Annotated in this window: 18 protein-coding genes; 7 read left to right on the forward strand and 11 right to left on the reverse strand. The window is 52.7% G+C overall.

Annotated elements, in window-relative coordinates:
- Positions 1-42: 42 nt before the first annotated feature.
- On the forward strand, positions 43-360 hold the full coding sequence (locus B036_RS33845) for a hypothetical protein (RefSeq protein WP_052333897.1): 318 nt from the start codon (positions 43-45) through the stop codon (positions 358-360).
- Positions 335-964: a glycosyltransferase gene (locus tag B036_RS27495; RefSeq protein ID WP_020566677.1), complete on the forward strand. Its 630-nt coding sequence runs from the start codon at positions 335-337 to the stop codon at positions 962-964. The genes B036_RS33845 and B036_RS27495 overlap by 26 nt, the downstream gene beginning before the upstream one ends.
- A 61-nt stretch (positions 965-1025) precedes the next feature.
- Here B036_RS27495 and B036_RS0100265 read toward each other — a convergent pair whose 3' ends face one another.
- Positions 1026-1760 (reverse strand): metallophosphoesterase, encoded by a 735-nt coding sequence (locus B036_RS0100265; protein ID WP_071596742.1) that lies wholly within the window; start codon positions 1758-1760, stop codon positions 1026-1028.
- Between the two features lie 263 nt (positions 1761-2023).
- Between B036_RS0100265 and B036_RS0100275 the strand changes: the two genes are divergently transcribed.
- Positions 2024-3163, forward strand: a complete 1140-nt coding sequence (locus B036_RS0100275) for a hydroxymethylglutaryl-CoA reductase (RefSeq protein WP_157471971.1) — start codon at positions 2024-2026, stop codon at positions 3161-3163.
- 167 nt (positions 3164-3330) lie between these two features.
- Here the strand turns inward: B036_RS0100275 and B036_RS0100280 are convergent, their stop codons facing one another.
- The 4 genes from B036_RS0100280 to B036_RS0100295 all read right to left on the reverse strand — a co-directional run bounded on the left by B036_RS0100280 (position 3331) and on the right by B036_RS0100295 (position 8016).
- A complete protein-coding gene (locus tag B036_RS0100280; protein ID WP_020566681.1) occupies positions 3331-4482 on the reverse strand; it encodes a hypothetical protein in 1152 nt (383 codons plus the stop codon).
- 48 nt (positions 4483-4530) lie between these two features.
- The gene (locus B036_RS0100285) at positions 4531-5133 is read right to left on the reverse strand and encodes a DUF1801 domain-containing protein (protein ID WP_020566682.1); all 603 of its coding nucleotides are present in this window, start codon (positions 5131-5133) and stop codon (positions 4531-4533) included.
- Between the two features lie 181 nt (positions 5134-5314).
- Positions 5315-6352 (reverse strand): radical SAM/SPASM domain-containing protein, encoded by a 1038-nt coding sequence (locus B036_RS0100290; RefSeq protein ID WP_020566683.1) that lies wholly within the window; start codon positions 6350-6352, stop codon positions 5315-5317.
- Positions 6353-6636: 284 nt separating this feature from the next.
- On the reverse strand, positions 6637-8016 hold the full coding sequence (locus tag B036_RS0100295; RefSeq protein WP_020566684.1) for a metal-dependent hydrolase family protein: 1380 nt from the start codon (positions 8014-8016) through the stop codon (positions 6637-6639).
- 566 nt (positions 8017-8582) lie between these two features.
- Here B036_RS0100295 and B036_RS0100300 point away from each other — a divergent pair.
- The 3 genes from B036_RS0100300 (at position 8583) to B036_RS0100310 (ending at position 13388) form a co-directional block, all read left to right on the forward strand.
- A complete protein-coding gene (locus B036_RS0100300) occupies positions 8583-10205 on the forward strand; it encodes a DUF1800 domain-containing protein (RefSeq protein ID WP_020566685.1) in 1623 nt (540 codons plus the stop codon).
- A 214-nt stretch (positions 10206-10419) separates the two neighbouring features.
- Positions 10420-11964, forward strand: coding sequence for a DUF1501 domain-containing protein (locus B036_RS0100305; RefSeq protein WP_020566686.1), 1545 nt, complete (start codon positions 10420-10422; stop codon positions 11962-11964).
- Between the two features lie 338 nt (positions 11965-12302).
- Positions 12303-13388, forward strand: coding sequence for a ligand-binding sensor domain-containing protein (locus B036_RS0100310; protein WP_026231540.1), 1086 nt, complete (start codon positions 12303-12305; stop codon positions 13386-13388).
- A gap of 19 nt (positions 13389-13407) precedes the next feature.
- Here B036_RS0100310 and B036_RS27500 read toward each other — a convergent pair whose 3' ends face one another.
- Positions 13408-13593 carry a hypothetical protein gene (locus B036_RS27500; RefSeq protein WP_020566688.1) on the reverse strand — a complete coding sequence of 62 codons (186 nt, stop codon included), beginning with the start codon at positions 13591-13593 and terminating at the stop codon, positions 13408-13410.
- Positions 13594-13678: 85 nt separating this feature from the next.
- Here B036_RS27500 and B036_RS0100320 point away from each other — a divergent pair, with 85 nt between their 5' ends.
- Entirely contained in the window at positions 13679-15229 is a 1551-nt protein-coding gene (locus tag B036_RS0100320; protein ID WP_026231541.1) for an N-acyl-D-amino-acid deacylase family protein, read from the forward strand.
- Positions 15230-15607: 378 nt separating this feature from the next.
- Here B036_RS0100320 and B036_RS0100325 read toward each other — a convergent pair whose 3' ends face one another.
- The 5 genes from B036_RS0100325 to B036_RS0100345 form a co-directional block, all read right to left on the reverse strand.
- Positions 15608-17044, reverse strand: a complete 1437-nt coding sequence (locus B036_RS0100325; protein WP_020566690.1) for an aldehyde dehydrogenase — start codon at positions 17042-17044, stop codon at positions 15608-15610.
- A 145-nt stretch (positions 17045-17189) separates the two neighbouring features.
- Positions 17190-18206, reverse strand: coding sequence for a 4-hydroxy-2-oxovalerate aldolase (gene dmpG, locus B036_RS0100330; protein ID WP_020566691.1), 1017 nt, complete (start codon positions 18204-18206; stop codon positions 17190-17192).
- Between the two features lie 120 nt (positions 18207-18326).
- Entirely contained in the window at positions 18327-19250 is a 924-nt protein-coding gene (locus tag B036_RS0100335; RefSeq protein WP_020566692.1) for an acetaldehyde dehydrogenase (acetylating), read from the reverse strand.
- A 444-nt stretch (positions 19251-19694) separates the two neighbouring features.
- Positions 19695-20111, reverse strand: a complete 417-nt coding sequence (locus B036_RS0100340) for a RidA family protein (RefSeq protein ID WP_020566693.1) — start codon at positions 20109-20111, stop codon at positions 19695-19697.
- Between the two features lie 188 nt (positions 20112-20299).
- Complete coding sequence (locus B036_RS0100345) at positions 20300-21088, reverse strand: 2-keto-4-pentenoate hydratase (protein ID WP_020566694.1); 789 nt, start codon at positions 21086-21088, stop codon at positions 20300-20302.
- Positions 21089-21378 lie beyond the last annotated feature (290 nt).

Below are 21378 nucleotides of genomic sequence, written 5' to 3' on the forward strand. Positions count from 1 at the left end.
AAATGCTCGCTGCCGCTCGTAGAGACCATTAAAACATCCAGCATGCTTGCATCGACTAAACAAATTATCATTTACGGCGCCTTTGGCTTATTGCTTGGCGCGAAGATTGTTGAGGTGCTTTTGGCCGGCGGAGCCGGCCTGCTTGACTGGTGGCTACTGATCATCGGACTTACCGCAGCCATCGTTCATTACCTGCCGGAACACAAAGATGCCGCTAACAAATCTCTCCGGGAACAACGCCACTCGGAACAAGAACCCCAGCACGACGCCCTGGTGCTCCGTGATCCTGCCGACGCTGAACGAAGCGACCTCACTGCCCACTACCCTGAAGAGGTTGAGCGACGAATGGCCCGGAGGTAACCCCCAGGTTATCGTGGTTGATGGAGGGAGTACTGATGGCACGCCTGACCTGGCGCGAAAAATGGGCGCAACCGTCATTGCTTCTGCGCCAGGCAGAGCCCGGCAAATGAACGCCGGCGCAGCCATCGCCAACGGCAGCTGGTTGTATTTTCTTCATGCTGATACCTTACCGCCATCCAACCTCCCAATGCACCTGCGCGCCGCCGCCCAAAAAGGCCTTCCGGCATGCTTTTCCGTGCACTTTGACCGACAATCAGAAAGCTGGTGGCTGCGCCTTTTTAGTCGCCTAAGCAAATTCAACGTTGATGCTTTCCGTTTTGGCGACCAATCTTTATTCGTTCATCAGCAAGATTTCAAAGACATAGGCGGCTATCGGGAAGAGTTCCTGCTTTTGGAGGGGCACGATATGGTGGTCAGGTTAAGGAAGCGAACGGGGAATTTCAACCTAATGGATCAAGCAGTGACGACCTCTTCCCGTCGTTATTTCACCTACGGCATTGTATTCACCCAGTTGATTTTCCTGTTAATCTTCACCTGCTATAAGTTGAGTATCCCACACACCACGCTACTAAGCATCTACCGGTGGGCGTTTCCCCACAAGTAAGCATTTAAGCATGCGAAATAAATAAACCACAATTCCCGACCGCCTTAGTTTGTTGGCATTCCTAAGGGACGTAAGTCGGCACTGCCCGAAAATCTCCGCCTTCTGTCCATTCTAACATTAAATAAGCTGGTGGCAGGATTACCTGCTCAAAATCATCGGCGGTCGGCTTGATGAAAAAGCTGGTCGGAGGACAAAGGTGCACCTGCAGGTTTTCGTGTTCTACCGTCCGGGAAGTATGAAAATGGCCGCAGAAAATGCGACGTCGCCGGCCATCGGAGGTAAGAATATGTAACAGGTCTTCCGTTTCCCGCAGCGGATACTTATTGTCCATAAACCGTACCCCCATCGGAACCGGAGGGTGGTGCATGACAATAGCGGCCCGCGGATAAAGAGTAATCGCTTTGCGCAACCAGACAAGTTGTTCCTTGTCGACCACTCCGTGGGCCGAGTCGATGAAAAGAAAATCGAGGTTATTGACCCGCACCAATCCTTTGATGGGCTCATCGTTGTGGCCATCGAGGTAAAAGGCATTGCGTAACATTCCCCGATCATCGTGATTTCCCGGAGTGATGTAATAAGGTTTCCCCAAGGCGTCGAGCAGGGGTCGGAGTTGGTGGTAAATTTCCTGAACGGGATCCTGCGCGCAGAAGTCACCCGTAAGAAAATAGGCGTCCGGATTATTTTCTGACGCATGATCCAGCACGCTTTGCAGGCGGGCGTTCACGTCTATGTCCATCAGCATGTTGCCGGGGGAAAGAAGGTGAAGGTCCGTAATTTGGGCTATTCTGGTGTGCACGATTTGAGGGATAACGCGGGTAAAATACGATATGCTATCGGGAAAGTACGGATTCAATGCACAGGGATATTTTGAAACCGGAGATTTTTCGGGCGCGGCCGCAGGTGCAAGGGAAGGAATTCAGCAGCAAATGGTCGAAGAACGAAGTTTGTAGCACCTTGAATAATCATCGTGGATTTTGTTCTTTAACCAGTATGATGATGGATGGTCGCTGAACTAGCCCCCCGTTTCAGTCGTTCACAAACCTGAACGTAAGTCCGCCCATGCCAATTTCACCGACGTCTCTTCCTGATCACCCTTCAGCGTTGGAGGCAGATCACCCGCACCTTGCAGGGAAAATCCCCCATCCCGAGCCTGACGATCTCCGTGGCAACATCGAGAACTTCATCGGTATGGCACAAGTCCCCGTTGGCCTGGCCGGGCCGCTATTGATGCAGGGCAGCCACGCCCGGGGTGAATTTAAGGTTCCACTAGCCACTACTGAGGGAGCATTAGTCGCCTCCTACTCGCGGGGCATGAAGGCAATCACCCTAAGTGGAGGCGCTAAGGCGGAAATACTCGATGAAGGGGTTCAACGAGCGCCCTATTTTAAGTTTATCGACCTGGCCACAACCAGCCGGTTTGTAGCCTGGGCATTATCGGAGGCAGAAGCTTTTCGGCATATTACCGGACAGACCAGCCAGTACGCTGAATTCAAACAGGTTAAGCCCATCATTGAAGGCAATAGCGTTACGCTCGTCTTTGAGTTTACTACGGGTGACGCCGCCGGGCAAAATATGGTTACCATTTGTACCAATCATATTTGTCAGCATATTCTCCGAACCTGCAAAGAGGAGGTAATTGCCTTTTACATAGAATCCAATGCTTCGGGTGATAAAAAAGCTAATTTTCAAAGTTTCCAGCACGTGCGGGGAAGAAAGGTTGGCATCGAAGTGGTGTTGCCCCGGGAGGTTGTAGTCTCCGTCCTAAAATCTACGCCCGAGGCCATGGAGCGTTTTGGCCGCGCAGCGGCCTATGGCTCACTAAAATCCGGCACCCTGGGTGTACAGGCCCACTGTGCCAACGGCCTTGCCGCGCTGTTCATCGCCTGCGGGCAGGATGCTGCCTGCGTGGCCGAAGCTGCCGTCGGTATCATTCGGTTGGAAACGACTCCCGAAGGAAATCTTTATGCTTCGGGCACCTTTCCAAACCTCATTGTCGGAAGCGTTGGCGGAGGGACCCGACTGGGCACCCAACGAGAGTGCCTGGAGATAATGGATTGCTACGGTGCGGGCAAAGCCCGCAAGCTGGCGGAGATCACTGCCGGGGTTTGCCTGGCGGGGGAATTGTCTATTTTGGCAGCTTTGGCGGAAGGGCATTTTGTGCAGGCACACCAATCGTTAGGCCGGAGGCCTAACGCTTAGACGGCATTCGGCCTGGTAGTAGGTAGGGGGTAGTGCTGCCACAGATGAATGCTCGCTCCGCTCAGAAGCTTTTGGAGCAGGTCAGTCGTGTGAACCATACGACCATACCCCGGACAAAATCGCTGCGCTCCCTTGCCCGGCTCGGGCTGAAAGCCCTCGACCAGTCATCAAGGTCGTAAGACACACTCCACCACCCGATCATCCAACCCCACACAAAATTCCAGGTACATCTGTCTGCCATCGTAGAAGTAGACCTGCGCTAATCCGTTACTAAAGGGGCGGATGGCATAGATGTCCTTGTGCGTCCGTTCGGTGAAGTTGATCTGATGATGAATATCCCTTGCCTCGTTAACGATGTACCAGCGTCGGTTGCGCTTACATGGCTTGTTCCCTTGCGCGTCTCGTCCCTGACAGGATTCGTAGCGGCCGTAGGTCTCTGTACGGTAAACGCCAACGGGGTTGACGGTGGACTGATAAGCGGGACTGGGGTAATAATTTGAGCCACCATTAACTGCCCCTCCGTTTCCATTGACGGAAAGCGCACGGGCCATCGGCTCATCGGCCAAGCCTCTGACGGGGTCAAGATAAGACCTTCCTCCCCTGCGAGCTGATTCCTCATTGAAGGTAATCGGGCCGGAGGCCCTCACAAGAGTGGTCGCATCCGGTCCGGTAAAATACAAGCCTAGCCCCCAGGCCACTGACATCACCATGATTAACAAACCTACCCAGGTGAAGGTGGAGATTGTTTCCTCCGGTTGGACTCCCCCTCCGGAAGCAACCGCTGCCGGCACCAGCGGTCGGAAGGCTGCCAACGCCGCTGTTTTTTTCCGTTCAGCGATCCGAAATGCGGCATCTTCGATCTCCTCTGAAACGATGGGCCACAGCTCCTTCTTCCGGGCGTGGCCGTAGAAGAATTTTCCAGGCTCTTCCGGTACTTCGGTGGCCAATAATCTGGTCACCCAGCTTGTCGAGATCAACGGAGGTTCCAGGTGAAGGACCAGGACTTCCTTCTTGTAATCATTACTGGCCAGTTCCACCCACGAGCGTTCGTGTTCTTCTATGTACTCACTGCCAACGTAGGCTTGTGTATCCAGCACGATGACCAGGTCTGCCTTTTCCAGGTTGACGGTAACGCCTTTATCGTAGCGATCAAAAGCCAGCGTCCGGTCATAAAAGTATCGCAATTCAAAAGCCTTCCGCCGGGAATGTTCCACGTTAAGCGCGGCCAGGATATCAATCACCTGGTTGATACCACCGGCATCACCTACCTCCCGGAAAGAGATAAAAACGTTGACTATGGGTAGGGCTTCATCAGGCATGGCAGGTGGGTCTGCACCGTTACTTAACGGCTATTGACCACGATGAAATTAAGGCTTTTTACGGTATTTGTCTCCGGGAGCCTCGCCTGCCCTGATCATCTGTACCGCACTGATCAACCTTCGCTCCTTGGTATCTGCCCGCTTGGCGGTAGTTATTAACTCACAAAATTCTCGCTGTTTATAGGGCGCGAAGTCCGCAAAGGCAGCAGCTAACGCCGGGTCAGCTTCCATTTCGGCTTGCAGTTCCGGTGGAATCTCCGTTTCCAGCGCGGGGCCAGCCACAAATTCTATACCGTCTTTTTGCAGTTGTATCGCCTCTTCGACAAAACCCCGTAACAGCTCTAAATCTACTACATCACTGTTTTCGAAGCGTAGCTGCCGCTGCCCCACCGTTTTCTCCGGACTGGCGTTGACCAACAACTGGTTGGGGTCCGCCAAAAGCGCGCCGTTAACGAACCAGACACCCAGATAGCTTTTCGCATAAAACAAGCTGACCACATTCTTCTTCCCGTAGCCGTAGACCGGTATGTTCCACTTGATATTTTCTTCCATGTCCGTGGTCAAAAGGACCTCCCGCATGGCTTGCAGGCCGATACGGTAGTGGTCGGGGGCGTGGGCGATGAAGTCTTGGGGGGAGGAGGGCTTGTACATAGTCTGGTAGTCTGGTAGTCTGGTAGTCTGGTAGTCTGGTAGTCAAGAAATATTGCAAAGGCTAAGCCGGCAAGTTTTCGAACGCTTACTTTCAAAATTAGGCAAATTTCCATACTTACGAGCGGAGCGAGCAGAGCCATGCGGCAGCTCTACTAGACAACAAGACCACCAGACTACAAGACTAAACCTCCGCGCCCAGCCAAACCTCGCATCCCTCGGTACAGTTCTGGCAGATGTCAATCTCAGAACGCCCTTTGAGGAGTTTGGTCCGAAAGTCATCGTAGGCCGCGCTTTCCCAAACCTGGTTCAGGTTTTCTTCCTTAACGTCGCCCAGCCGGTGGGTCACGTCTTTGTCGAAGCAGCACGGGGCCACCAGGCCGTCCCAGGTAATGACGCAGCTGTGCCAGAGCTTCCAGCAGTGGTTCTGCATTTTGTTTTTCTGTCCGTAGGTACCGTCTGCTTTCTTGTAGTAGCGGGCGTACTTTTCGTCGGTCGGCATCAGGGGGTTGCCATTTTCGTAGTCGTAGAGTTGGGCGGTCTTGAATTTTACTTCGTTGATGCCGATTTCGTCGGCGAGGCGGACGACGTCCTCCATTTGGTGTTCGTTGGGCTTGACGACCAGGAATTGAAAAATAAGGTGGGGCGTAGGGCTGTTGAGTTCCTCTTTCCATTTCACCAGGTTTCGGGCGCCCTGGAGCACCGATTCCAGTTTGCCGGCCTTGCGGTATTGCTCGTAGACCTCCTGCGTAGTTCCGTCTACGGAAATGATGAGGCGATCAAGGCCGCTTTCGATGGTCCGTTTGGCGTTGGCGTCGTTGAGGAAGTGGCCGTTGGTGGAGGTGATGGTATACACGCCGCGGTCAGAGGCATCCTTAACCATGTCCAGAAAGTCAGGATTGATGTAAGGTTCTCCCTGAAAGTAAAAGATCAGGTAAAGCAGCTGATCGGCGATGTCGTCCATCGTCCGGCTGAAAAAATTGGCTTTCAGGTTACCGGTCGGACGGGTAAACTGGCGCAGACCGCTGGGGCATTCGGGGCACCTGAGGTTACAGGCCGTGGTTGGTTCAAAGGAAACGGTGAAGGGTTTACCCCACACCACCGGGCGTTGCAGCCAACGCGTAGCGTAGTAGCTGGCCGTTACCTTGACTGCATTGGTAACGCGGCGGGGCGTTAGTTTGCGGAGGAAGTTTATCGTGTCTTTGGGGTATAGCTTGGCCATGGGAGCAAAGATAGTCGGGATATCAGGTTCTCTTGTTGTCGGGGGGTCAAGTTATCAGGTTGCCGGATCATCAAGTTGTCGGAGTTATCGGGTGTCGTTCACCAAACTCGTCAGCCGAATTCTTTTGGCCTGGCGCAGCCGGACAAAAGTTCGTCTGCCGAGTTGCTGAGAAAACCAGACCGAATTATCGGAGTTGTCGGGTTGTCGGGTTGTCGGGTTGTCGGAAACTAGCGTATTGGATAAGCTAATACCCGGACAACTGGACAACCCGAAAACCCGAACGATTACCTGACCAAAACGCCTCCCTTAAACACCGCCCTCACTTTCCGCAAAGCAGAAATCTCCGCTTGTGGGTTTCCCTGCACCACCACCAGGTCCGCCAGCAGGCCGGGTTTGATCTGGCCGCGGTCCGCCAGTTCGAAGACGGCAGCGTTACCCGCGGTGACGGACCGGAGGACGGCCAGGGGCGTCATGCCGTAGTCGACCATCATCTCCAGTTCGCGGGCATTATCTCCGTGGGGGAAGACGCCGACGTCGCCTCCGGCGGCGATGGTAACGCCGACTTCCAGCGCCAGGGCGAAGGACTTTTGTTTGTTGACGATCCGGTCGGTATCCGGATCTACGCCCTTTTTCCAGCCCTTGTACTGCTCGATGGCATCACCGGCGGCGAGGGTCGGGCAGAGCGCGACGCCGTGTTTCTTCATCAGTTCGAAGACTTCACGGGTACCGCCGTCGCCATGCTCGATGGTGGCGACTCCGGCCATCACCGCGCGGCGCATCCCCTCCGCCGTAGCGGCGTGGGCCACCACCTGCCGGCCGCTGCTGTTGGCGATCTCCACCACCAGTTCGAGTTCGCGCTGCGTGTAGGTCGGCATGGCCATTTTGTTGGCGCCCCAGCGGTAATCGGCGTAGACTTTGATGACGTCGGCGCCCCGTCCAATTTGGTCACGGACAACGCGGGTGAGCTCATCGAGCCCGTCGGCAGTTTCCGCGCCGAGGGGTACCGTTACATGGTCGGCAAAGCCTTTGGGACCATAACTGCCGGTGGTCACCATGGCTTTTCCGGCCACGATCATGCGTGGCCCCTGGATGACGCCTTTTTCGATGGTTTCCTTTAACCCGACGTCGACATAGCCGGCACCTTCAGAGCCGAGGTCGCGGACGGTAGTGAAACCAGCACGCACCGTCTTTTCTGCGTGAATTCCTCCCCTGATCGCCCTTTCGGCGTAAGACTCTTTGAGTACCTGGTCGTTCCAGTCCGTTTCATTGTAGGGGTGCAACAGCAGGTGGCTGTGGCCTTCGATCATGCCGGGAAGGAGCGTGCCGTCGGGGTAATCGACCGTAGTACAGCCAGCGGGAACGTCCATGTTTTTCTCGGTGTCAAAAGCAGCGATTTGATCGTTCAGGACGAGGACGACCTTCCCCTGTTGGAAGTTTTCGCCATCGAACACCCGGGCTGGGCGGATCAGGGTACAGTCCTGGCCCAGTAAAGGGGTAAGGGAGGAAAGGAATAAAGGGAGGAGCCAAATGAGTAAGCCCAGTGATGGAAGGACGGGGCCTTTCCTTTCTCCTTTTATTCCTTTTGCCTCTTTTTCGGGGGCGGGGCCGCAGGATGCAGGCGAGGTAGGAAGGAGCAAGGAGGGGCGATATTGAAAAGGGAGCATGGGGTTATTTCTGGTTAAGATGACAATTTTTCTCCTAAACCGTCGGACGGGGGACGCTGCCGTCCGACAAATCCTATTGGCCTGGCGTAGCCGGACAAAAGTTTGTCAGACGGCTTTGGAAAGTAAATCTAATTATAGCCATTTACTCATCGGATGAAGGGTGATAAAAAAGCTCCCCCACCCTGCTCCCAAAGCCTTCCCTTGCACCTGCGGCCGCGGCAAAAATGAATGATGGGATATTAAGAAGGTGTGAATTAGAGAACATCCGGCAAAAAAATCATCGTTTGGAAGTAGGGTAAATCCAAGATTAAGGATTATTACCACGGAGAGAAGGCCCTTTCAGCCAGCAGCCGGTTTGCATAAGCAGTGGTCAGTCTTTAAATTTACCAGGCTTTTAAGTAGAAATACTCCCCTTGCCAACGTAAACTAATCCACACGATCGTTATTGGTCGGACTTCTCCCCCAGTTGTTTTCACTTTGTTCACCTAAGGATCTGCAAAAGAATAACCTCCCAATCTCAACCTGGGGCGTTATTCTTTTACGGACCCTGACGCAATCAATGCCTTATGGGAAAATCTTTATTGGCACCAGCCCTTATGGGCCTCGCCCCTTACGCCGGCGAATGGACGGCCACGCAGGCCGCACATCTGCTCCGACGCACCGGCTTTGGGCTTGTACCCGATGAACTGGAACAACTCACTGGAATGGAGATGGCCGAAGCTGTTGACCTGTTACTGGCGGACCAACCACTACCCGATTCCCCAATCAACTACAATTACTTACTGGACCCTAACGTACCGCTGGGTGCACCCTGGAGCGGACAGCCGTTGGTTGCCGGCATTAACGTTAACGGGTATCGCGCACAATCATTGCGGTCCTGGATCTTCGACAACATCCGTACAGAACGCCTTTCGGTGCGGGAGCGGATGGCCGAGTTCTGGGCCAACCACTTCGCCATCGCGGGCGGTGGTCAACCCCAGGTTCGCCTGGACTACCACATGCTATTGGAAGAATTCGCCATGGGTAATTTCCGCGAATTGATCAAACGTATTACCATCGATAAAGCGATGCTGGTATTTCTGAACGGCAATCAGAATTCAGCCAACTCTCCGAATGAGAACTATGCCCGGGAAGTACTCGAACTGTTTACCCTCGGCAAAGGACCACAGATCGCCGAAGGCGATTACACCAATTATACGGAAGAAGACGTCCGCGCCCTGGCCCGGGCCCTGACCGGATGGAGAACGCGCAACCTGTACAACACGGCTCCGGGCACCTTCCCAGAAGCTTACTTCGATGCCCGACGACACGACACCACCGACAAGCAACTCAGCTATCACTTCAACAATGACGTGATTACCAACGGTGACGAGGAAGAGTATAAGAACGTAATTGACCGGATCTTCCAGCAACCAGCGGTGGCCCGGTACATTTGTCGAAAGCTGTACCGCCACTTCGTTTACTACAAAATATCGGAGCAGGAGGAGAGCGAAGTCGTGGAAGCGATGGCCCAAATTCTTGAAGACAACGACTTTGAGATCAAGCCGGTGCTACGCGCTCTGTTCATGAGTCAGCACTTTTACGATGTCGACAACCAGGGACCGATGATTAAAAACCCGTTCCAATTAGTGGCGGGGCTGATGCGGACCTTTAACCACGATTACCAAATCGACGATTTTGACCTGGAGCAGGAACGGCGGATGCTCGTTTACTACTATTCCCGTGCGGCGTTGATGGACATGGATTATTTTGACCCGCCTTCCGTAGCCGGGTGGGAAGCCTACTACCAGGCACCGGGCTATTCCCGCATCTGGATCAACAGCAGCACGCTGCAGGAGCGGACTCGCTTCACCCAAACCATGACCAGTGCAAACGGCATCGGCGTTGGCAACGGGGTCCGTGCCAAGTTCGATTACCTCGGATGGATAAAACAAATACCCAGTGCGACCGACCCTAATAAACTGATCACGGGTATTATGGAACGGTTGTTGCCCAGGGCCCTGTCTGACGGCCAACTCGCCAACCTGAAAGAGGCCTTGATTCCCGGTTTGCCAGACTTCGAATGGACGGTGGAATACGGAGACCACATTGCCAACCCCAACGACGATGACCTCGCCGCCAGCGTGGAGGCTAAGCTCCGCGACCTGTTCCGCGCCTTCTTCAGCCTCGCCGAATTCCAACTCGTTTGAGAGGTTGTTTGCGGTTTTACTTCCGACCTGCGAACGGCCAATTTGAGCATGCTCTTCCTTCAGGAAATGAACAAATAACCCGTTATATATCCATTTCCTAAACTCGATCATGCTCAAATTATCTCGTTCTCGGTCAGGAACTAAAACCGCAAACAACCTCTACTCATCTACCCTCGCGGGAGCTTGCCTCCCGGGAAGGTGCAATTCATAAAAAATGAATCGCCGTAATTTCCTTCGCACGGGTGGTGCTTTAAGCCTCCCTTTAATTGCCAGTAACCCCCTGAGTGCCCACTTGGCACGAACGTTGCGTACGATGGTTAACCCGGACTCCGACCGCGTGCTCGTCCTCGTTCAACTCAATGGTGGCAACGACGGCCTGAGTACGCTCGTCCCCATCGATCAGTTCGACAATCTGATGCGGGTGCGCCAGAACCTCATGATCCCACAAAGAAGCCTGCTTGGGATCGACAACAACCTTGCTTTTCACCCCTCGGCGGCAGGAATGCACCAGTTGTATCAGGACGGAAAGATGACCGCCATTCAAGGTGTTGCTTACCCGGACCAGAACCGGTCTCACTTTCGATCCACCGACATCTGGACGTCAGGCTCCGAAGCTACGGAGGTGGTGACCAGCGGTTGGTTAGGCCGCAACTATGAAGCAAATTTCCCTGACTTCCCCAACGGCTTCCCCAACGAAGAGCGTCCTCATCCCTTTGCGATCGCCATCGGCAATCAAGTCAGCCAAACCTGCCAGGGGATCGGTGCCAACTACAGTATGGCCATCACCGACCCTTTCAATTTGCTGACCCTGGCCGGGGGTGATGACACCCCTTTGCCCCAGGATCCTTACGGTGACGAACTCGGCTTTTTACGTACCAGCATCGTCCAGGCCAACGCCTATGGCGAAGTGGTCCAGGAACTGGCTGAGTCAGGACAGAGCCTGGTCGACTACCCGGCCAATCGCTTTGCTGCACAACTAAAAAACGTTGCCTATATGATTAGCGGCGGGTTACAGACCAGTGTCTACATCGTCAACCTTGGTGGCTTTGATACCCACGCCAACCAGGTAGTTGTCGGAGATCCGACCACTGGCACCTATGCTAACCTGATGCAAACGCTGGGAGAATCCCTGGCAGCCTTCCAAAGCGACCTGGAGGCGCAGGGGCTGGAAAAACGCGTCCTGTCCATGACCTTCTCCGAGTTTGGCCGGCGGATTCGTTCCAACGACGGATTCGGATCTGACCACGGCACAGCTGCGCCACTGTTCCTGATGGGCAGTTGCGTGAAGGCCGGCGTGTTGGGTGAAAACGCGGAGATCGGCGAAGAAGTAGACAACAACGAAGGTGTTGGACTACAATACGACTTCCGCGACATCTACGGTACGGTCTTCGAAGAATGGTTCGAACTGGAGCCTGATCAGGTAAGAACGGTGCTTGGCCACGACTACATTCACCTGCCGATCATTGAGGGCTGTAACAGTACGAGCACCAACGATGAGGCCATCAAAGATTTACAGGTTAAGCTTTGGCCCAACCCTACGGCGAATGTGGCCCGCATCAGCTTCAGCATCGATGCCGGGCGCGCAGAACTCAGCCTTAGTGACGTCTCCGGACGCTTACTGCAGACGGTATTCAGCAGGACGCTGTCTGGCGGGGAACACCAGTTCGAACTCGACCTGAGCAGGTACCCGAGTGGTATTTATCTGGTACGGCTGCAGGCGGGTGCTTCGGTGGCCAGCCGGCGGTTGGTGAAGGTCTAGTTGTCGGGTTATCCGGTTGTCGGTTGTCCTGAGGGGCTCCTGACAGGAGCGAGCACCTTCTTTTAGCCCTTTCATTTGATTTAAGAATAAGGGCGCGGTCGCGGGTGCACTGGAAGGTAGAAAGGAGCAGGGCCTCGACTTCTAGTGGCCCCCTAAACCCTGCTTCCACAATCCTTTGCAAAGCACCTGCGGCCGCGCCTAAAAGACGCTTAAAACAGCCCTAAATGCTCAACCGGAGGATCGCTGCGGTTGATTGACAAGTCTTTACAATGATTTACGTTTGAGATACCCGTATCACTAGTAGCAGGTGATAGATTCGTGGACAAACAGACCATTCCATGAATAGCCCAGCCAAAACTTTGTCTCTAGCGTTGTTTGTCGTCGGTTTGTCCTGCGGGCAAACGACAACTCCTCCACCAACAGAAACTGCTACCTCTCCTGCTGCGACCTCAACTTCTCCTGACCGGGTCGGCAATTACGTCGTCGAAATATACGAGGATAAAGCTGGCATACTTTGGATTGGCACCTTGGGTAAAGGTGTTGCACGCTACGACGGTCAATCGTTGACGTATCTAACCACCGAGGACGGACTTGTCGGGAACGGCGTCGTTGAAATTGTGGAGGACAAAGCCGGGAATTTATGGTTCGGCACCCAGGATGGTTTATCGAAATACGACGGCGAGCAATTCACCAATTTCACGGAAGCAGATGGCCTGATACATTTCAGGGTGTCAAATTTATTACTGGATTCAAAGGGAACCCTTTGGATTGGTACCTGGGGTGGCATCAGCCGCTTTGATGGAGAGACCTTTACGGACTTCCCTTTACCCAAGCCCGAGGTTAACTTATTGAGTTACCAGACTACGATGGATTGGGTAACCGCCATTGAGGAGGATACAGATGGTAATATCTGGATCAGTAGAGATGGCTACGGCCTCACTAAATACGACGGGGAAGGTTTCACCCATTTCACTAAGCAGGATGGCCTGCACTCCAATAACGTAACCGATCTAAAGCAAGACCGAAACGGTGACATCTGGATCAGTAGTCGCGTAGCCGAAATGGACCACCCCGATGCGGAGTCCAGAAAAGGGCCAGGTGGTTTAAACCGCCTGTCTAATGGTAAGGTCACCGGTTTCCCGAAGGTGCCGGGACTGAGCAGGAACAACGTTTACTTCGTCGGCAAAGACTCATCTGAGAATTTGTGGTTTCCAGCCATGGGTAATGGTGTTTACCGTTATGACGGGAAGGCATTCAAGCTTTTTGACAAGGTGGACCGGGAGGTACCAAAGGCCACCCTGGCCGTACAATCGATGCTACTGGATAGTAAGGGCAGGCACTGGTTTGGTGTTTCGGGCGGGCTGTACCAGCTGGAGGGGGATGTTTTTGTTTATGTGGAGCGGGAGGGGCCTTGGGGGTATTGAACTTGCCAATTTGACAACCTTATTCCTCCAAATCTTCCAATACCGTTCTGAAACCAGCGAGTGCAGCCTCCAGCCCATCAATAATCTCTCCGGCCAGTACGTCTGGCTCCGGCAGGTTTTCCAAGTCGGTAAAGCTTTCGTCGCGAAGCAAGAAGGTATCCCGGTTGGTTTTATCATTATGCACACGGCCTTTTGTATAACGCATAGGATGAAAAATCCAGCCTTTACATTGCTGGAATTTGATAGCCGGAAAATTTCAAGGTCCGTCCGCTTATCAATATCTTACACAAATGAGAACATCAAGAATAGCAAATACCGCCCTATACCTCCTCCTAAGCCTATCCGCCTGCACCCCAGAACCAACCCTTGACATCCTCATCATCGGCGGAATGGTCTATGACGGCACGGATCAACCCGCCCGACAAGTGGACATTGGCATACGAGCAGACACCATTGCGTTTATTGGGGATGCCAGCGAAACCGAGCACGTAGCTGCGCGGACCGTCGAGGCAGCAGGTTATTCCGTAACGCCTGGTTTTATTGATCCGCATACCCACGCGATGAAGGACTTGTCGGACAGCGTCAGGCATCAGAACCTCAATTACCTTTTGCAGGGGGTGACTACCGTAGTAACGGGTAGTGATGGCGGCAGTGACAACTTTATTGGAGATCGCCTGACGCATTGGCAAAATAATGGAATAGGGACCAATGCGGCGATTATGGTAGGCCACCGGAACATCCGCCAGCTAGTTATGGGTATGCGTGAAGAAGCTCCAACGGCAGAAGAAATGACGAACATGAAAGCGATGGTCCGGCGCGGAATGGAAGAAGGTGCCCTGGGGCTTTCCAGTGGGTTGTACTATTCGCCGGCCAGCTTTTCCAGCACGGAAGAAGTAATTGAGCTGGCCAAAGTAAGCGCTGAGTTTGGGGGCTTATATGACGCCCATATTCGGGATGAGAGCACCTATAATATTGGCTTATTAGCGGCAATAAAGGAATCCATTGAAATTGCTGAAAAAGCGAATATTACCGCCAATATTTCACATATAAAATGCTTAGGGATTGACGTGTGGGGCATGAGTAGTGCGATCATCGACACCATTGAGGCGGCACGATCCCGGGGGTTACGCATTACGGCAGATCAATATCCTTTCCGGGCATCGGGCACACACCTCGGCGCTGCGCTATTGCCCAAATGGGTCTTTGCAGACATCGATGATTATACGCCTCGTTTGGTAGATTCCGTTTTGCTGCCTCAGATACAGGCGGCTGTAGCCGAGAACATCAGACGCCGCGGTGGTGCAGAATCTTTACTTCTTGTTTTGTCAGAATTGCCCAACCTGGAAGGCAGAACGCTGGCGGAAGTAGCCGAAGAATGGCAACTGTCTGATGTAGAAGCTGCCATAAAAATTATCGCTAATGGCGATGCGGCGATTGCTTCCTTTAACATGAACGAGGAGGATGTATTTCGTTTCATGCGACAAGACTGGGTAATGACCAGCTCTGATGGCACGACTGCCCATCCGCGTAAGTTTGCCTCTTTCCCAAAGAAGATCAGAGAATATGTGCTGGATAAAGAAGTCCTTCCGCTGGCAGACATGGTCAGGAAAAGTACGGGCCTGACCGCCGAGGTTTTCGGGATACCTAAACGTGGCAAGTTGCAGGTGGGCAACTATGCCGATGTATTGGTTTTTAAGCCGGAAGAATTGCGGGATAATGCTTCTTATGCTGAACCTGCGCTATTGAGTTCGGGGATGTGGTACATCGTTTTGAACGGGGAAGTGGCGGTGGCTAAGGGGGAAGTTCAGGAGGGGTTGTTTGGACGGGTAGTACGGCGGTAGCCAGAATAGGAAAGTCGTATTACCAGGTTACGGGTGATGATCGACTGCCTTATCTGGGTTAATTGATTTTAATGGAATGAAACAGCCCGATGATAGGCGTGGCAGAGGCTGCTAAAGCAGCTAATTGTTCTCACAGAAGGCAGCTCAGCGGGAGGCACGGAGTACGCACAGAGTTGCCGTTATTGGCGTGCAAAATGACTTTCTGTAGCTGCAATTATCGCGACTTATAGTCTGGTTAATGATACTGGCGCTACAAGTTGATCAACTACGACAAGCCTAGAATACCTATCAATAACCTTTCATTGCACCTGCGTTCGCGCCTAATTAGTAGCACTTTAGGGCGCGGCCGCAGGTGCAACAACCGTTTTTGAAGCAAGGTTAAAACTGGATACAAACATTCTTAGCCTCCGTAAAGAAACGAAGTGCCTCAAAGCCACCCTCCCGCCCAACGCCTGAGCTTTTCACGCCGCCAAAAGGCGTCCTCAAATCTCGCAACATCCAGGTGTTTACCCAAACGATGCCTGATTCGATCGTCTTGGCAATTCTGTTTGCCCTGGTGATGTTCTCCGTCCAGACCGTGCACGCCAGGCCATAGTTGGTGCCGTTGGCGTAGGCCAGGACTTCCTCGTCGGTGTCAAAGGGCATGATGGTAACTACGGGGCCGAAAATTTCCTCCTGATTGGTCCGGCAGTTCGGGGGCAGCCCTTCAATAATCGTAGGGCTGACGTACCAACCCTTTTCGTGTCCTTCAGGGAATACCGCCTCGCCACCAGCGAGGATGGTGCCTCCTTCCGATTTAGCCAGCTCGATATAGGACAGCACCTTCTCGTAGTGCGGTTTAGAGACGAGCGCACCAATGTTGGTCGCAGGGTCAGCGGGCGGACCAACCTTCAGCGCTTTGACGCGCTCAACAAAGTCCTTTTTGAATTTTTCATAGATGGACGATTCGATGTAGAGCCGGGAGCCGCAGAGACAAATCTGGCCCTGGTTGGCGAAGGAGGACCGGATGGTGGTCTCCAGCATTTTGTCATAGTTGCAATCGGCAAAAATGAGGTTGGGGTTTTTTCCACCCATTTCCAACGACATCTTTTTGAACATTGGCGCAGCCACTTTAGCAATCTCCTGCCCTACCCTGGTACTTCCGGTAAAGGAGATGGCTTTGATCTTCGGATGCTTCGTTATTTCTGCACCAACCTTTATCCCGTCGCCATGGATAATGTTGAGCACGCCTTTGGGCAATCCGGCTTTTATACATATTTCGGACAGCAGGTAAGCGGTCATCGGCGTCACCTCGGAGGGCTTGGCAATGACGGCATTGCCCGCAGCCAGTGCGGGGGCAATTTTCCAGGTAAAGAGATATAAGGGGAGGTTCCAGGGGGAAATGGTTCCAACCACACCCAAGGGTTGCCTTAAGGTATAATTGATCGCATCGGTCATCTCATGGGCCTGCGTCGCGAACTGTGTGATGGCCTGTGCGAAGAACCTGAAATTGGCGGCGGATCTTGGGATGTCTACTGCCCTGGCAAGGGTAACGGGTTTTCCATTATCTACGGATTCTGCCTTGGCCAGTTCTTCAAGGCTTTCCTCGATCAGGTCGGCAATTCGGTTGAGGATGCGGCTTCTTTCATTTATGGAGGTCGCTGCCCAGGCGGGGAACGCCTTGAGGCCCGCGGCAACGGCCAGTTCGACATCTGCTGCGTCGGCATCAGGCACCTTTGCGTAAGGCTGTCCAACTGAGGGATCAAACAAGTCGATGTATTGACCGTTAGCCGGAGGGGTTAATTCGCCGTTTATGTAGTTGCTGATTTTTATCATGTTGTGGGGTTCGCTGCGCTCACATTGCAATAGTTGCAGGATTCGCTACGCTCATGTTTCAAAAGTTGCAGGATTCGCTGCGCTCATGTTGCAATAGTTGCAGGTTCGCTACGCTCAAGTTGCAGTTGTTGCAGGGTTATGGTTGTCATTTTTGGCCTTTTCTGGCCATATCCAGGGCTACATCGATAATCATGTCTTCCTGTCCGCCGACCATTTTTCGTTTTCCCAGTTCGTTGAGGATGGCACGGGTGTCTAGTCCGTACTTTTCGGCGGCTCTTTCGGCGTGCAGTAAGAAACTGGAATATACCCCGGCGTAGCCAAGGGAGAGGGTCTCCCGATCGACCTGTACGGGGCGTTGTTGCATTGGTCTGATGACATCGTCCGCCAGATCCATCAGAGGGAACAGGTCTGCGTTGTGTTTCTTCCCCATTTTATTCAGCACCGCAACCAAGACTTCGAGCGGGCAATTTCCGGCACCTGCGCCCATCCCCGCCAAAGAAGCATCAAGGCGATTAGCGCCTTCTTCCATTGCCACGATGGTATTGGCCACGCCAAAGGATAAGTTGTGGTGGCAATGAATGCCTATTTCGGTTTCGGATTTCAGCACGTCTTTGAAGGCGCGGATTCGATCTCTGACGCCGTCCATTAACAAGGCACCCGCCGAGTCGGTAACGTAGACACACAGCGCGCCGTAGTCTTCCATAAGTTTGGCCTGTTGGGCCAAGCCCCTGGCATCATTCATGTGGGCCATCATCAGGAAGCCCGAGACGTCCATGCCCAAATTCCTGGCAGCTTCAATATGCTGCGCGGAGATATCTGCTTCCGTTGAGTGGGTGGCAATCCTTACTGACACTACGCCCAAGTCTCTTGCCCTTTTCAAATCCTCGATGGTGCCGATCCCCGGAATCAGGAGGGTGGTCAATTTAGCGTGTTGCAGATTTTCGGCAATTCCTTCCAACCAGTCCCAGTCCGTGTGGGCACCAAAACCATAATTAAAACTGCCTCCGGTGAGTCCGTCTCCGTGGGAAACTTCAATTGCATCTACGCCGGCTTTGTCCAGCGCCATGGCGATGTCCCTGATCTGTTGTTTCGAGTATTGATGCTGGATGGGGTGCATCCCGTCTCGGAGGGTTACGTCCTGGAGGTATAGTTTATGTGGCATTGAAGTGAATTTTGATGGTCGGAATAGTAAAGCTGCGGGTTCCGGGCTGCTAAAGCAGCCAGAGGTTCTCGCAGAGGGCTGCGCAGAGGTAGCACAGAGAAGTAGCAACAATGTTGCTGCTTACATCGTCGCTGCAATTTTATCTCCCGTTGACATGGCTGCGGAGGTCATGATGTCCAGGTTTCCAGCATACTCGGGCAGGTAGTGGCCGGCACCGGTTATTTGTAGTAAGACGGTTGTCTTCAGGCCGTGCCTTAAGCCGAGTCCTTCGATAAATACCGGTTTGTCTTCGGGTATGTCATCAAATTGAACTTCCTGGTGCAAACTATAGCCGGGGACATATTTCTGCACCTCTTCCACCATTTCTTGTACGCTGGCTCTGATGGCCTCCCGGTCGGCGTTTTCGCTTAGGGTGAAAACGGTGTCTCGCATAACTACGGGTGGTTCTGCGGGATTGAGAATGATCAGGGCTTTGCCCTTATCTGCGCCCCCTACTTCTTCGATGGCTCTGGTCGTCGTTTCGGTAAATTCGTCGATGTTGGCACGTGTTCCCGGGCCGGCAGATTTGCTTGCGATGGAAGCAACAATCTCTCCGTAATGGACCTTTGCGATCCGGTTGACGGCGGCAACTATCGGAATGGTCGCCTGGCCTCCGCAAGTCACCATATTCACGTTGCGTACCTGGTGGCTGGTATCAAAATTAACCGGCGGAATCAGGAAAGGCCCAATAGCGGCTGGCGTCAGGTCAATGATCCGCTTATCCGGATATTTCTCTACGATTGCCCAATTGTAGTGATGTGCTTTTGCGGAGGTAGCATCGAAAATGATCTTAATGTCTTTCCATTCTGGCATCTCTTCCAGGCCAGCCAATCCTTTTGCGGTGGTAATGAAACCCATCCTTTTTGCCCTGGCTAAGCCGTCGGACTTTGGGTCAATACCGACCATCGCGGTCATTTCCAGATTGGCGGAGTTCCTGATGATTTTTATCATCAGGTCTGTACCGATGTTTCCGGGGCCTATTATTGCTACTTTTATTTTGCTCATTATTTTTATTTCTCAGCGGTGTACCAAATGTAATGGTCGGTAATAAAGTTCGGTTGAGGGTGTCCCCACCCGAATTAATCAGGGGTCAACCTTTTCGGGTGGGGACACCCTCAACCAAGTATTTACCAGTCACCATTACATTTGATTCATCGCCTGTTTTTCAGCTTAAGTATAGCCATTTTACGAAAGTTTTAATGCCAAGGGCGCGGACGCAGGATGCAGTGTAGAGGATAAAGGCAAAGCTGCCGGAGTTATTAATCCGGCGTCCCTAAGTTTTCCTAACTCGGCAGACAAACTTTTCAACGCCCCGGCTACGCCAGGCGCTGAAAAGAATTCGGCTGACGAGTTAGCCGTTAGTCAAGTTCGTAATGCTGCTCCCTTCCAACCCTTTCCTTGCACCTGCGACCGCGCCCAAAAATGCAATAGAAATACCGGAAAAATAGCTTACGAAACGGGTAAATAAGCTATTGCTTTTATTTCGATCAACAAGTTCGGGTGCGGCAATTGGTGGACAGCTACGGTTGTTCTCGTGGGGCCGGTCTTACTATTAAAGAAGGTGCCGTAAACCTTGTTGTACCCTTTGAAGTCCTTCATGTCCACCAGGAAGGTTACGATGTCCACCACATTGGACAAATCTGCCCCAACGCTCTGTAGGAGTTCGCCAATATTTTCAATCACGGCATGGGTTTGGGCCTCGATGTCAAGCTGCCAAATCCCATCCTCGCCCTCTACTGCACCTACGTGGGTATTGTCTTTTCTCCGACTGCTGGTTCCAGACACATAAATGAAATCTCCTACTCGTCTCACGTGAGGGTAGTTGCCCAATGGCTGTGCTTTGTGTGTTATGGTTTTTCCTTCCATGGAGTTTCTGGTTTTCAAGTTGTCAAGTTATCGGGGTTGCTAAGTTGTCGGGTTGTCGGGTTGTCGCCGCATGATGTGCTGGTGGTCCTTGCTCCTTTATCCTTTCTTTGCACCTGCGGCCGCGCCCTTATTAGTCAAAGAGTAAGCTGTTAACTGACGCTTTGACTATCTGACTGCCTGATTCCTTGTCACGCTACGAACGATGCATTAACGGACCCCAGCCCTTCAATGACCACTTTAAAATCAGCACCAGCGACAACGTTTACCACCGGGCCAATCGCTCCGCTCAGAATCAGGTCACCTGCCTTCAATGGTTCTCCAATTTGTACCATTTTACGCGCCAACCAGAGCAGGGCATTTATGGGCGACCCCATACAAGCGTTGCCGACCCCTTCAGAGACCACCTTGCCGTTATTCTCCATGCGCATTTTGCAATTGACCAGGTCCAGGTGCGAGAGTTTAACCGGTTGATGACCGACGACCCAGTGGCTGGCAGAGGCATTGTCTGCGATGGTGTCCGTAATTTTTATGTCCCAATTACTGATTCTACTTCCTACCACTTCAATTGAGGCCAGTGCATATTCTACAGCATTCAGCACATCGATGGTGGTCATAAAATCTGCGGTCAGGTCTTTCCCCAACACAAAGGCGATTTCTGCTTCAGCTTTGGGTTGCATCATTTCCGATACAGAAAATTCACCACCATTCATTATTTCCCTGTCCTGCCATAACAATCCGAAATCGGGTTGATCCACCCCCAGCTGCTTTTGTATTACTGGCGCGGTCAGCCCAATTTTATGGCCAATTACGCGTCCTCCCGAAGCAATTCGATGGCTCGTGTTTATTTTTTGGACAGCGTATGCGGCGGCAAGGTCTTCGATTCCAATAAGGTCACGAACAGGCGCACAGGTTTTCTTACTTGCTTCGGCAGTTCTTAATCTTTCGGCTGCTGCCTCGATTATTTCTTTTGAAATCATGGTATTGTTTTTTGGCTTTAGCTCATAACGAGAATAATTATACTGCTGGCCATTTTACGTTGCCATCTCCCCTGCCCCTTCCCTCAGGGTGAAGTTTACCCACAAGTCTCAAAATCGTTGTTTTAACCAAGAGCAAGATTACAGTTACGGTCGTTGGGAAGCTACTACACGGCAATTGGGTTCTCACAGAGGGTAGCGCAGAGGGAGGCACGGAGGGGGCACAGAGTGGATTTATGGAGTAGCAAGCACTAAAATTCCCTATGCCAAAGATATCCACACACGAGCGCAAG

The organism is Neolewinella persica DSM 23188 (assembly GCF_000373105.1).
GTDB classification, from domain to species: domain Bacteria; phylum Bacteroidota; class Bacteroidia; order Chitinophagales; family Saprospiraceae; genus Neolewinella; species Neolewinella persica.